General features: G+C 69.6%; 12 protein-coding genes. 4 read left to right on the top strand and 8 right to left on the bottom strand.

What is annotated here, in order from left to right:
* The first annotated feature begins 134 nt into the window (after nucleotides 1–134).
* The 4 genes from ACWGO0_RS36720 (at nucleotide 135) to ACWGO0_RS36705 (ending at nucleotide 4,335) form a co-directional block, all read left to right on the top strand.
* Nucleotides 135–1,094, top strand: coding sequence for a carbohydrate ABC transporter permease (locus tag ACWGO0_RS36720; protein ID WP_453544757.1), 960 nt, complete (start codon nucleotides 135–137; stop codon nucleotides 1,092–1,094).
* 16 nt (nucleotides 1,095–1,110) lie between these two features.
* A complete protein-coding gene (locus tag ACWGO0_RS36715; RefSeq protein ID WP_453544755.1) occupies nucleotides 1,111–1,986 on the top strand; it encodes a carbohydrate ABC transporter permease in 876 nt (291 codons plus the stop codon).
* 135 nt (nucleotides 1,987–2,121) lie between these two features.
* Complete coding sequence (locus ACWGO0_RS36710) at nucleotides 2,122–3,726, top strand: glycoside hydrolase family 13 protein (protein WP_453544753.1); 1,605 nt, start codon at nucleotides 2,122–2,124, stop codon at nucleotides 3,724–3,726.
* 54 nt (nucleotides 3,727–3,780) lie between these two features.
* Nucleotides 3,781–4,335, top strand: a complete 555-nt coding sequence (locus tag ACWGO0_RS36705) for a GNAT family N-acetyltransferase (protein ID WP_453544751.1) — start codon at nucleotides 3,781–3,783, stop codon at nucleotides 4,333–4,335.
* On the opposite strand, the gene ACWGO0_RS36700 is transcribed toward ACWGO0_RS36705, so the two are convergent.
* From ACWGO0_RS36700 to ACWGO0_RS36665, 8 genes are all read right to left on the bottom strand, one after another.
* Nucleotides 4,332–5,813 (bottom strand): type IV secretory system conjugative DNA transfer family protein, encoded by a 1,482-nt coding sequence (locus tag ACWGO0_RS36700; protein ID WP_453544749.1) that lies wholly within the window; start codon nucleotides 5,811–5,813, stop codon nucleotides 4,332–4,334. The two genes, ACWGO0_RS36705 and ACWGO0_RS36700, sit on opposite strands and share 4 nt — an antisense overlap.
* A 1-nt stretch (nucleotide 5,814) precedes the next feature.
* Entirely contained in the window at nucleotides 5,815–7,233 is a 1,419-nt protein-coding gene (locus ACWGO0_RS36695) for an ATP-binding protein (RefSeq protein ID WP_453544747.1), read from the bottom strand.
* 52 nt (nucleotides 7,234–7,285) lie between these two features.
* The gene (locus ACWGO0_RS36690; protein WP_453544745.1) at nucleotides 7,286–8,836 is read right to left on the bottom strand and encodes an SCO6880 family protein; all 1,551 of its coding nucleotides are present in this window, start codon (nucleotides 8,834–8,836) and stop codon (nucleotides 7,286–7,288) included.
* On the bottom strand, nucleotides 8,833–10,173 hold the full coding sequence (locus ACWGO0_RS36685) for a hypothetical protein (RefSeq protein WP_453544743.1): 1,341 nt from the start codon (nucleotides 10,171–10,173) through the stop codon (nucleotides 8,833–8,835). The genes ACWGO0_RS36690 and ACWGO0_RS36685 overlap by 4 nt, the downstream gene beginning before the upstream one ends.
* Complete coding sequence (locus ACWGO0_RS36680) at nucleotides 10,163–11,029, bottom strand: hypothetical protein (protein WP_453544741.1); 867 nt, start codon at nucleotides 11,027–11,029, stop codon at nucleotides 10,163–10,165. Before ACWGO0_RS36680 ends, ACWGO0_RS36685 begins: the two co-directional genes overlap by 11 nt.
* 183 nt (nucleotides 11,030–11,212) lie before the next feature.
* Nucleotides 11,213–11,521, bottom strand: coding sequence for a hypothetical protein (locus tag ACWGO0_RS36675; RefSeq protein WP_453544739.1), 309 nt, complete (start codon nucleotides 11,519–11,521; stop codon nucleotides 11,213–11,215).
* A 425-nt stretch (nucleotides 11,522–11,946) separates the two neighbouring features.
* Nucleotides 11,947–12,849: an aldo/keto reductase gene (locus ACWGO0_RS36670; protein ID WP_453544737.1), complete on the bottom strand. Its 903-nt coding sequence runs from the start codon at nucleotides 12,847–12,849 to the stop codon at nucleotides 11,947–11,949.
* A gap of 161 nt (nucleotides 12,850–13,010) precedes the next feature.
* Nucleotides 13,011–13,133 (bottom strand): TetR-like C-terminal domain-containing protein (locus tag ACWGO0_RS36665; RefSeq protein WP_453538278.1); only part of this gene is annotated, 123 nt, incomplete at its 5' end.

Raw genomic sequence — 13,133 nt, 5'->3', positions numbered from 1 at the left:
CCGCCCTCCCACACGCGGCCCCCCCCGCCCGGGCCCCTGCACACCCCGGCCCCCCCAACCCCGGCCCCGTCCCCGGGGGGGGGGGGCCCGGGGGGGGCCCCCCCCGGCCGGCAGACCAGCACCAAGGAGCGACGATGTCGGCCCCCAGCCTGACCCCGAGCAAGAGGGGAACCCCCCTTGCCTCCCCGCCGCGCGAGGCGGGACCCGCAAAACCCGGTGGCCGGTTCGCCAGGAGCGTGCGGCACAATCTGACGGCCCACGGATTCCTCATCGGTGCGCTCGTCTGCTTCGCGGTGTTCTCCTGGTATCCGATGATCAGGGAGTTCTTCCTGGCCTTCCAGAAGACGGACAACGGGCAGACCACCTGGGTCGGCCTGGACAACCTCACCACCGTCTTCAACGACCCGGCGTTCTGGCAGGCCTGGCGCAACACGCTCCTGTTCACCCTGCTCGCGCTGGTCTTCGGATTCGCGGTCCCGTTCGTCGTCGCCATCGTCATCAACGAGTTCCAGCACGGGCAGGGGTACCTCCGGCTGCTCGTCTACTTGCCCGTGATGCTGCCGCCCGTCGCCTCCGTACTGCTCTTCAAGTACCTGTACGACCCGGGTTACGGGCTCCTCAACGAGTTGTTCCGCTTCTTCCACCTGCCCGAACAGCAGTGGCTCCAGGACCCGGACATCTCGATGCTCGCGGTCGTCGTCGCCTCGACGTGGATGAACATGGGCGGCGCCTGCCTGATCTACCTCGCCGCCCTCCAGGGCATTCCGGGCGAGCTGTACGAGGCGTCCGAGCTCGACGGCGCCGGGCTGTTCCGCAAGATCTGGCACGTCACGATCCCCCAGACGCGGCTGATCCTCTCGCTGATGTTCCTCATGCAGATCATCGCGACCATGCAGGTCTTCGTCGAACCGTTCCTGCTCACCGGCGGTGCAGGGCCCGAGGGGTCCACGACCACCGTCGTCTACCTCATCTACCAGTACGCCTTCAACTTCAACAACTACGGTGCCGCGGCTGCGCTCGGCCTGCTCCTGCTCGTACTCCTGGCCGGATTCTCGGCTGCGTACGTGAAGCTCAGCCGCGCCGAGGACGAGTAGACCCGGGGAGACCAGCATGTCCACACGCACACTCATCTCACCGGCCCAACTCGCCAGGCCCCGCGGCAAAGTCGTCTACTGGGCCGTCTTCGCCCTGGTCATCGGCGTGTTCACCCTGGTGTTCCTGGGACCCCTCTACTGGATGGTGTCCAGCGGCTTCAAGGACCCGCAGGAAGTGATCCAGACACCGCCGACCCTGGTGCCCGGCTCCTTCGAACCGGAGAACTACAGCCGGGCCTGGGAGGTCATGGACCTCGCCACACTCCTGTTCAACACGCTCTATTACGCATTCGGCGCCCTCGCCTTCCAGCTGATCTTCGATGTGGCGGCGGCCTACTCGCTGTCCAAGCTGCGGCCGATCTTCGGCAAGGCGATCCTCGGCATGATGCTGGCGACGCTGATGATCCCGGCGACCGTGCTGGTCGTACCGCAGTACCTGACGGTGCTCGACGTGCCGATCGTGGAGCGGAACCTGTTGAACACGCCGTGGGTGATCTGGCTGCCCGCCGTCACCAACGCCTTCAACATCTTCCTGCTCAAGCGCTTCTTCGACTCGATCCCGAAAGAGCTCCTCGACGCCGCCTCCATGGACGGCGCCTCCCCGATGAGGGTGCTGCGGTCGATCGTGCTGCCCATATCCAGGCCGATCCTCGGCGTCGTGTCGATCTTCGCGATCGTGGGCGTCTGGAAGGACTTCCTCTGGCCGATGCTCACCCTGCCGGACCCCTCGATGCAGACCCTCAACGTGGGGATCTACTCGCTCTCCAACGGCGTCCCCGTGAACGTGCTGATCGCCGCGCTGACGATCGCGTCCCTCCCGACGCTCCTCATCTTCCTGATCTTCCAGCGCAACATCATGAGCGGACTCACCGCCGGCAGCCTCAAGGGCTGACCCGCGGCCCGGCCCGCCCGGCGCCCCTCACCGAGAAGCCCTCGCCCCAAGAAGCCTTCGCCGCCGGCCCGTCCGACGCCCCGCAGCCTCCGGGCCGGCGGCGAAGAAACCCGACCTGCCCGAAAGGACCGTCACGTGGCAGCCCCTCATTCGCCCCGCACCGACGACTGGTGGCGCGACGCAGTCATCTACCAGGTGTACCCCCGCAGCTTCGCCGACGGCGACGGCGACGGCACCGGGGACCTCGCGGGCGTCCGGGCGAGACTGCCCTACCTCGCCGAACTGGGCGTCGACGCACTCTGGTTCACGCCCTGGTACGTCTCCCCGCTGGTCGACGGCGGCTACGACGTCGCCGACTACCGCACCATCGACCCCGCCTTCGGTACGCTCGCCGAGGCCGAGAAGCTGATCGCCGAAGCCCGCGGCCTGGGCATCCGGACGATCGTCGACATCGTGCCCAACCACGTCTCCGACCAGCACGCCTGGTTCCGGGCAGCCCTGGCGGCAGGGCCCGGCAGCCCCGAGCGCGAGCTGTTCCACTTCCGGCCCGGCCGGGGCGAGAACGGCGAGCTCCCGCCCAACAACTGGCCCTCCCAGTTCGCCGGACGCACCTGGACCCGCACGGCGGACGGCGAGTGGTACCTCCACCTCTTCACCCCCGAACAGCCCGACCTCAACTGGGCCCACCCGGCCGTCCGCCAGGAGCACGAGGACGTGCTGCGCTTCTGGTTCGAGCGGGGCGTCGCGGGCGTACGGATCGACTCGGCGGCACTGCTCGCCAAGGACCCGGCGCTCGCCGACTTCGAGGAGGGCGTCGACCCGCACCCGTACATCGACCAGGACGAGCTCCACGACATCTACCGGTCCTGGCGTGCCATAGCCGACGAGTACCAAGGGGTCTTCGTCGGTGAGGTGTGGCTGCCGGACTCCGAGCGCTTCGCCCGCTATCTGCGCCCCGACGAACTCCACACCGCCTTCAACTTCAACTTCCTGTCCTGCCCCTGGGACCCGGAGCGGCTGCGCCGGACCATCGACGACACCCTGGCCGAGCACGCCCCGGTCGGCGCCCCCGCGACCTGGGTGCTGTGCAACCACGACGTGACGCGGACGGTGACGCGGTACGGACGTGAGGACACCGGCTTCGACTTCGCCACGAAGGCATACGGAACCCCCACGGACCTGGAACTCGGCACCCGGCGCGCCCGCGCCGCCGCACTGCTGACCCTCGCGCTCCCCGGATCGGTCTACCTCTACCAGGGCGAGGAACTCGGGCTCCCCGAGACCGACGTACCCCTCGACCGCATCCAGGACCCGATGCACTTCCGCTCCGGCGGCACCGACCCGGGACGCGACGGCTGCCGTGTTCCCCTGCCGTGGGCCGCCGACGCCCCGCACGCCGGTTTCGGCACGGGCGCCGAGCCCTGGCTGCCCCAGCCCGATGGCTGGTCCGCCTACGCGGCCGACCGGCAGTCCCTGGACCCGACGTCCATGCTCGCCCTGTACCGCGAGGCCCTGCTGCTGCGCCGGTCGGGGGACGGCTTCGGGGACGGTCCCCTCACCTGGCTCCCTGCGGATGACGGGGTGCTGTCCTTCGCCCGGACAAAGGGGCTGATCTGCGTCGTGAACCTTTCTGCGGGGTCCGTGGAGCTTCCGGCCCACGGGTCGGTCCTGCTCAGCAGTGGGCCGCTCGACGGGGACGGCGGGCTGCCACGGGACACGGCGGTGTGGCTGCGGGGCTGACGGTGGCCGGAATGTTGTTTGCGCTGGTCAGCTGGGGCAGGGCAGGATCGGCCGATGGACTACGTGATACGCGCTCTGCGGGCCGAGGAATGGGCGTCGGCCCGGGAGATCCGACTGGCCGCGCTTCAGGACCCGGCCGCTCCGGTGGCGTTTCTGGAGACGTACGAGACCGCTCTCGGCCGTCCCGACGCCTTCTGGCAGGAGCGGACGGCGGGCGCCGCAGCGGGGACGGCCGGCCGGCAGTTCATCGCCGAGGCGCCCGACGGGACCTGGGTCGGTACGGTCTCGGTGCTCATCGAGCGGCCGGACGGGGACACGCGCTTCGGCGCGGCTGCCGAGGTCGACCAGGCGCATCTGGTCGGGGTGTTCGTGCGGCCCGAGGTACGGGGGAGCGGGGTGACCGAGGCGCTGTTCCGGGCCGCTGTCGACTGGGCCCGGTCCTTGTCCGATCCCCGTATCGAGCGGATCAGGCTGTACGTCCACGAGAGCAATCCGCGCGCTGCCGCCTTCTACCGAAGGTTCGGCTTCGTGCCGTCCGGGCAGACCGCCTCCGTACCGGGCGATCCGTCGGCGCGCGAGGTGGAGTACGTGCTCCCCGCCGGCCTTTAGAGGCTTTCCAGGGGTTTGCTCCAGCGGGCGCGGCCCTGTTCCTGGGAGCGGAGCAGGACCAGGGTCGCCAGGCCCTGGTCCTGGCCGGTCGACAGCAGCTCCGGAAGCCGGGGCAGCGGAGCGACCGCGGCGACGTCGTCGAGGACGAGTGTCATTGGTGGGTCGAGCCGACCGTCGGTTGACCGTGCGGCCATGCGGCGGCCGTGCTCGACCACGTATGAGGACAGTGCAGTGAGCAGGGGCATTGCACCGGGGCGGGAGCGGGGATCCTCGATGGGTTCACCGACCACATACAGCGTTCCCCCTTCACCCGTAAAAGATTCCAGTGCGAGCGAATCCGCGCGGTTCGGTGTGCACGCCTCGCGGATGTGGACCGAGGACAGGGCCGCCAAGGCCCGTACCGTCAGCTCCTGTGCCAGCTCCCGGCGTTCGGGATAACCGGTGAGCGCGGACTCCAGCAGGCCGGCCATCCCGGAGATGGCCTTCGGGTGCGTACGGAGGAGTCGTACGGCCTCGTGGGCGTTGCCGCCGAGCGCCCAGCGGTGGACCTGGCGGAAGGGGCGGCCGTCGACGGCGGCGGCGTGCAGCCAGCACTTGAGGAGCGTTTCCGCGGTGTCCGCCGTCGCAGCGTCCATGCGGGCCTGCGGCCTGACGGGGGCGAGGAGGGCGGTGGCGCGGGCCGCGGCCACATCGGGCTCCTCGCAGCCGGTGGTCGGGGACCAGTGGAGACGGGCCGGGGTGTCGCAGAGGTGGCCGGGGTCGTAGACGAGGACCGGGCCGAGCTTGCCGCGGGCGTCCTTCGTCTCGGCCCAGACCGTGGGGTCGGATGTGACGACGAGGACGGGGCCCGCCGCGTCGTGGATGGCCTGGACGGCTGTGGGGCGACGGGTGGCCGCGGGGCCGTAGAGGAGGAGGGGGGTGCGGGGGGAGGGGACTAGGACGGTGGGGGTGAGGGGGGTGGGGGTTACGGGAGTGGCGGGGGTGGCGGACGCTATGGGGGCCGGTGCTGGGGTCGGCTGTTCCTGTACCGGCGGCGCTGCCTGCTCCCGTACCGGTGCCGCCGCAGGAACATCCCCGCCCCGGGCCCGCTGCTCGTGCAGCTCCTCGCGGCGGTTCGCCCGTACGACGCGCCAGCGGGCCACTGCCCCGAGCACGAACACCGTCAGCACCACGAGCACCATCAGCTCGCCGATGAACAGGCCCCAGAACAGCCCGTACCCGGAGAGCTCGCCCGCCGGGGTGGCGGGCCAGGCGCCGGGGAGGTTCTGCGGATCGGTGGCCAGTGCGCGCAGGGCCAGCGGGGTCTGCGTGAACGTGACCCCCTGCGGCCAGGCGCCGTGGGCGAACAGGCCGGCGAGACCGGTGGCCGTCCAGCCCAGGACCGTCAGACCGAACAGGAGGGCCAGGAGGCCGATCAGCATCCCGTCCGGAAGGCCGCCGGTGCCGCGTGCCTCCCTGTTCGACGCGCTTCCCGCCATCTCAGGCCACCGTTGACTCGGACGACTCGTTCATCCGCTGCTGGTGCTCCATCCGGACCGCGCGTTGCTCCGCCTCCAGCTCCGCGGCCAGTACGTCCTCGGGGAGCAGGTCGTTCGCGGAGCCCTCGGTCATCGCGCGGTCCGTGAAGACCAGGGGCCGTTCCGCCTCGGTGATCAGGTGTTTGACCACCTGCACGTTGCCGTTGACGTCCCACACCGCGATGCCCGGCGTCAGTGTCGGGATGATCTCGACCGCCCACCTGGGCAGGCCGATCACCTTCCCGGTCGCTCTCGCCTCGTCGGCCTTCTGCGCGTAGATCGTGCGTGTCGACGCCATCTTGAGGATGGCCGCCGCTTCCCGGGCGGCGGCCCCGTCGACCACGTCGCTGAGGTGGTGGACGACGGCGACGAAGGACAGCCCCAGCCGTCGGCCGAACTTCAGCAGCCGCTGGAAGAGCTGTGCCACGAAGGGCGAGTTGATGATGTGCCAGGCCTCTTCGACCAGGAAGATGCGCTTCTTGCGGTCGGGCCTGATCCAGGTGTGCTCAAGCCACACGCCGACGATCGCCATCAGGATCGGCATCGCGATCGAGTTGCGGTCGATGTGCGAGAGGTCGAAGACGATCAGCGGCGCGTCGAGGTCGATGCCGACCGTCGTCGGACCGTCGAACATGCCGCGCAGGTCACCGTCGACCAGCCGGTCCAGGACGAGGGCGACGTCCAGGCCCCAGGCCCGTACGTCGTCTATGTCGACGTTCATCGCCTCGGCGGACTCGGGCTTCGGGTGGCGCAGTTGCTCCACGATGTCCATGAGGACCGGCTGCCGGTCGGTGATGGTCTCGTTCACGAACGCGTGGGCGACCTTCAGCGCGAAGCCGGAGCGCTCGTCGAGTCCGTGGCCCATCGCGACTTCGATGATCGTACGGAGCAGGGCGAGCTGGCCCGTCGTGGTGATCGCCGGGTCGAGCGGGTTGAGGCGGATGCCGCCGTTGAGGGCGGCGGTCGGGTCGAGCCGGATGGGGGTTATGCCCAGCTCCTGGGCGATGAGGTTCCACTCGCCGACCCCGTCCTCGCCCTGGGCGTCCAGGACGACGACCTGACGGTCGCGGAAGCGGAGCTGGCGGAGCACGTACGTCTTCTCCAGCGCGGACTTGCCGTTGCCGGACTCGCCGAGCACCAGCCAGTGCGGGGCCGGGAGCTGCTGGCCGTACAGCTGGAAGGGGTCGTAGATGTACCCCTTGCCGGAGTACACCTCGCGCCCGATGATCACGCCGGAGTCGCCGAGGCCGGGGGCGGCGGTCGGCAGGTAGACGGCCTGGGCCTGGCCCGTCGACGTACGGACGGGGAGCCGGGTCGTCTCGACCTTCCCGAAGAGGAAGGCGGTAAAGGCGTCCGACAACGCGGACAGCGGATCTCGCATGGCGTGAATGACCTCCCTCTCGGTATCGAGGAACTCGGCTACTTGTTCATGGTTATCGGCGGATGCCGGTGGCGAACGGCAGGGTGTTCACGAAGGCGCGGTGGTGCTCACGGTCGCACCACTCCAGCTTCAGATAGGACTTGCCGGCCGAGGCCCGGATCGTCCGCTTGTCGCGGGCGAGGGCTTCGGGTGAACGGGACGACACGGTGATGTACCCCACCAGGTTCACTCCGGCCGCGCCGCTGGCCAGATCTTCACCCCGCTGGTCGAGTCGTCCGTGGGCCGCGATGTCGCGCGGGTCGACCGTGCGGTTCATCTTGGCCTGGCGGCTCGCCTCGGCCTCGTCGTTCGTCTTCTCCGTCAGCATGCGCTCGATGGCGACCTCGGTGGGTTCGAGGTCCATGCAGACCGCGACCGTGCGGATGACGTCCGGGGTGTGTACGAGGAGAGGGGCCAGGAAGTTGACGCCGACGGGCGTCATCGGCCACTCCTTCACCCAGGCCGTGGCGTGGCACCAGGGGGCGCGGGTGGTGGACTCGCGGGTCTTGGCCTGGAGGAACGTCGGCTCGACGGCGTCCAGTTCGGCCGGCCAGGCGTTGCGCTTCGTCATCGCCTGGATGTGGTCGATGGGGTGGTCGGGGTCGTACATGGAGTGCACGAGGGAGGCGAGGCGGCTCTGGCCGAGCGGCTGGCGTACCCGGATGTCGGCTTCGGCGAGGCGGGCGCAGATGTCGGTGAGCTCGCGCGCCATGACGACGGCGAGACCCGAGTCGCGGTCGAGCTTGCGACCGCCGTGCGGGCGGGCGGCTCGGGCCATGGCGTTGGCCTCGGCGGCCAGTTCGCGGCTGTAGTGCATGCAGGCGACGAGGTAGGCGCGGTGCTGCTCGCTGGAGGTGGAGACCATCGACTGGAGCTGGTCGTAGGACTCCTGGAGCCAGCCGGGGGACGTCTTGTCGCCGCGCTGGGCGACGTCCTTGGCGTGCGCGTCGGGGTCGGCGGGGAGCGTACGGGCCAGCATCTGGAGGCGGGTCACGAAGCCGTCGCCGTTCGCCACGTGCTTGAGGAGGGTGCCGAACCGGTCGACCAGGGCCTCCTGGTCCTCGCTGTCGCGCAGGCCGACGCCGGGGCCCTCGATCTCGATGGCGGCGGTGACCGTACGCCGGTCGGCGTGGAGCAGTACGGCGATCTCGTCGGGCCCGAAGGGCGCCGCGAGCCAGCTGATCCGGCCGATGCCGGGGGGCGGGCCGATCTCGACCTCACGGCCGTCGGCGCTGACGCCGGCCTCCATGGCGGTGGAACGGTAGGCGGTGCCCCGGCGCAGGGACCGCTTGAAGCTGCGGTTGATCTCGAACCATTTGTAGAACGTCCGGTGCTTGTACGGGACGTACACGATGGCGAGGGCCAGCAGCGGGAAGCCCACGAGCGCCACGATCCGCAGGGACAGGACGGGGACGATCAGCCCGCTCATCATGCCGAGGAACGCGCCGCCGATGATCAGGGCGATCTCGCCGGTCTCGCGGTTCTTGCCGACGATGGCGTTGGGCCTGGCGCGGCCGATGAGATACGTACGGCGGGGCGCGATGGTGTGGGACTGAGTCGTCAACGCCCTCCACCTCCTGTGCTGTTGTTACCTGTGCTGCCTGAACCGCCGCCCCGGGGGGAGCGGCTGCTGTGGGGGGTTCCGGACGTGGGACCGGAACCACTGCGGGGGGCGGGCGCGCCGCTTCCACCGGTACTGCGGGAGCTGTGCGCGGCGACGCCGCCGCTGGCCGGGTTGGCGGATCGGCCTCCGCCGCCCCCGCCCCCGCCTCCGCCGCTGTTCTGGTCGTTCCGGCCGCTGTGGGTCTTGATGCCCTGGGAGACGAGGGCGGCGGGGGAACTGATCAGGGCGGCGGCCTGGGAGCCGTCGGTGGCCTGCTTGCGGTTGGTACGGGCGCCCTGGATCTCGTCGCCGAAGCCTGGGACGAAGCGGTAGATCATGGCGGAGGCGAAGATGGCCAGCAGGATGATGGAGAGGCCGGAGACGACGGCGGAGAAGGCGTCCGGGCCTTCGTCCTGCGAGAGCGCGCCGGCGAGGCCGAGCACGATGACGATGACCGGCTTGACCATGATCACCGCGATCATGATGCCTGCCCAGCGGCGGACGTGGCCCCACATGTTCTTGTCGACGAGCCCGGCGTAGACGACGACGCCGAGGAGCGCGCCCACGTAGAGCAGGGCGGCCCGGATCACGAGCTCCAGCCACAGGACGCCGGCGGCGAGGATCGATACGAGCGAGACGACGATCAGCATGATCGGTCCGCCGCCGATGTCCTCGCCCTTCTTGAGGGCCTCGGCGAACGATCCGAAGAAGACGTCCGCCTGCCCGCCGGTCGCGGAGGAGATGACCTCGGTGACGCCGTCGGTGGCGGAGACGATCGTGTAGAGGATGAGCGGCGTGAAGGCGGAGGCGAGGACGGTCAGCCACAGGAAGCCGACCGCCTCGGAGACCGCGGTGGCCAGTGGCACACCACGAATGGCGCGCTTGGCCACGGCGAGCAGCCACAGGACGAGGGTCAGGACGGTGGATGCGGCGAAGACGACCGCGTACTGCTGGAGGAACGTGGTGTTGGTGAAGTCGACGTTCGCCGTGCTCTTCACGGCCTCGCTGAGCTTGCCGACGATCCAGGCGGCGGCGTCGGCGCATCCGCGGGCGAGGGAGGAGAGGGGGTCGAGGGGGTCGTCTGTGGTGGTGGGGGCGCGGCGGGCGGAGCCGCCGACGTTGTCGGTTTCGCAGTAGTCCCTGGCGGGGCCGACGATGAGGTCGCAGTTGTCCTTGTCGGACGGGGTCGGGGTCGGCGTCGGGGCAGCAGCAGCGCGAGTCGCCAGGATCACCAGCGCCGCCTGAGCAGCGGCGAGGACCGAGCCGATCTTGAGTACGTGCCGTGTGCTAGCGGGCATACGTGAACCCTCCGTACTCCTCGACTGCCCTGGCGATCTCGTCAGCATTGGAAGCCGTGCGGTCGGTGTTGACCGGAGCAGGGCCCTCCTTCTGGGCGAAGCTGTCGACCTTCCAGTCATCACTCGCCCACTGGAGCTTCAGGGTCATGGTGAACCAGTCGTTGCTCACCGGATTGGTGGAACTGACACCCGCAGTGCCGAACACGCCGGTGCACCAGACCTCGACGGTGGCGGAGGTGGCCGAGTACGTGGTCACCTTGGTGCCGACTGGCGCGGTTCGTGAGACGTAGGTCAGGCCTTCGGCCGCATTGCCGTTCTCGTCGAGCCCGACCTTGTCGAGGAACTCACTGCTGTACGCCTTGTTGAACTTGGTCTCCAGTTCACCGACCCGTTCCGCGACGAAGATCTGGCGAACGATCTCGCCCCGGCGATCGGGCTTGAGGATCTCCGCAGATACCAGCGCCACCGCATAATTCGCCGCCGCGCTCTGCGCCCCCTGCTCGTCGTGTGCGAAGCCCGAGGCGATCGTGCCGTTCTTGCCCGTGACCGGCTTGGTGCCTGTGGGTGCCGTCGGGCCGGTGCCCGTGGTGCCCGGTTCCTTCGCGGTGCCGCCGGACCCCTCGCCCTCACTGCCTCCGCCACGGTTCGCGAACGCGATCGCGGCGATCAGGAGGACGACCACGCCGACCACCATGACGAGGGAGCGGGAGTTGCGGGCGGGGCGGCGGCCGTGGTCGCCGCTCTCGCCGTCGGGGAGGCGCGTGCGGGTCTGCCGGGTGCCGCCCAGCGTGCTGTACGGGTCGTCGCCCCGACCGCCCGAGTCGCCGCCGTAACCGTGATCGTCGCCCTGGCTCATGCCGCGTAAGCCCCCTCAGCCGTCTGCAGTGCCGCGTAGTACGACGGTAGCTGTGCTGGTTGCCGCGCGTGCGCGGTGTGGTGACTGGACATCAGGGAGACGCAACCTCAGCCGGTGGGCACGACGGACGGATGGTGTGAGGCGGGCTGGGACGGCCCGGGGTGGAACGGACGGGGCGTCGGGTCAGACGGCCATGCCGTACACAATCGTGAACAGGGTGCCGAGCGATCCGATGATGAACACGCCCGTCAGTCCGGCCACGATCAGGCCCTTGCCCTGTTCCGCGCTGAAGGTGTCGCGCAAGGCCGTGGCCCCGATGCGCTGCTTGGCCGCGCCCCAGATGGCGATGCCGAGACAGAGCAGGATGGCTACGGCCATCACCACCTCGATCATGATGCGCGCCTCGTTGCCGAGGGTCCCGAACGGCCCCCAGTCCGGGGCGATTCCGCCGATGATGGTGGTGATGTCGCCCTTTTCAGCTGCCAGGATCATGTAAGTCACCGCCCCTGTTGGGTAGTTCGCCGCCCGTGCCGTCCGGCACGGGTCGCCTTCTATCTTCGCTGATGAAACCGCGCCCGTACGACGCCTTCCCGTGTCTCTTTACCCGGATCTCGCACGTTTGACCGGGACGACCACCCTGACCTGCGGCTCGTTCCGGCATCTGCGTGCATATGCATGGTTACTCTGTGTATCACGGGGTGTGACCACGAGCAACGAAGATGGCCTTGGGTTCCTGATGCGGTTGCAGCGTTCGCCCCAGGACTGGGATTCGTACGCGCCGTTCGAGAGCCGTTGACGCGCCGGTGGACTTCGGCCGACGTGTCGTCAGAGCGCTGTGCGGGAAGGGGGCGTGGGGAGTGACGGTGTCGGCCGGCCGCCGGTGAAGAGGTTCCAGCGGAGGAGGCTGCCGAGTTCGGTCATGAGGTGGTGAGCAGGGCCATCTCGTCCTCGGAGAGCTTGAGCGCGCCGGCGGCGACGTTGTCGGCCAGGTGGTCCGGGTTGCCGGTGCCGGGGATGGCCAGGACGTGCGGTCCGCGGTGCAGGGTCCACGCCAGCCGGATCTGCGCGGTCGTCACCCCGTGCGCGCGGGCGACGGCCTGCACCTGATCGCTCTCCGCCGTACCCGCGTCCGCGCCCCGCTCGCGTCGGGCGCCCGCGATCGCATAGAAGGGGACGAAGGCGATCCCCTCCTCACCGCACCTGCGCAGAAGCGCTTCCTGTTCGGGGCTCGCGCCGATGCCGTACGGGTTTTGTACGCACACGACCGGGGCGATGGCCTGGGCCTCGGTGAGGTGCTCGGAGGTGATGTTGGAGAGCCCGAGGTGGCGGATGAGGCCCTCTTCGCGCAGTTGGGCCAGTGCCCCGAAACGCTCGGCGATCGAATGGGTGCCGAGGATGCGGAGGTTCACGACGTCGAGGTGGTCGCGGCCGAGCTGGCGCAGGTTCTCCTCGACCTGCCCGCGCAGTTGCTCCGGTGTGGCGTGATCGATCCACTCGCCCGAGGGGTCCCGGCCCGGGCCGACCTTGGTGACGATGACGAGGTCGTCGGAGTAGGGGGCGAGCGCGCTGTTGATCAGCTCGTTGGCGGAACGCAGTGCTGAGAAGTAGAAGGCGGCCGTGTCGATGTGGTTCACGCCGAGCTCGATCGCACGGCGCAGCACGCTGATCGCGCGCCCGCGGTCGCTCGGTATGGCGGTCGCGGTGAGTGCGTCGCCGTTCTGCGTGAGGCGCATGGCACCGAATCCGATGCGGTTGACCGGGAGGTCGCCCAGTTTCCAGGTGCCCGCGTCCGCTGCGTTGATCATTGCCTCTGAGGTCATCAGCGGATTGTGCCACCGACCGTTGTGGTGGTGCGGTGGAAGGCCGTTCGCTTTCCACGATGAGCGGCCCCCACGGCCTGCCCCGAAGTGGCACCGCGTCACCTCAGCGGGCTCAGCGCCTCGACGAGGACGCCCCGGCTGCGTGCCCGCCGGGGTGTGTGTCAGACCACGGCGAGCCGGTCCACCAGTAGCTCCACCCTCTGCGCGGTGTCCTCCGGCGGCAGCCGTCCCGCCCGGGTCAGGGTGGCCAGGCCGTGCAGGGACGCCCAGAACACCTCGGTGAA

Source organism: Streptomyces sp. NPDC055749, assembly GCF_053617235.1.
Note: the sequence above shows the minus strand (reverse complement) of the source record. Positions and strands in the feature narration are given on the sequence as shown.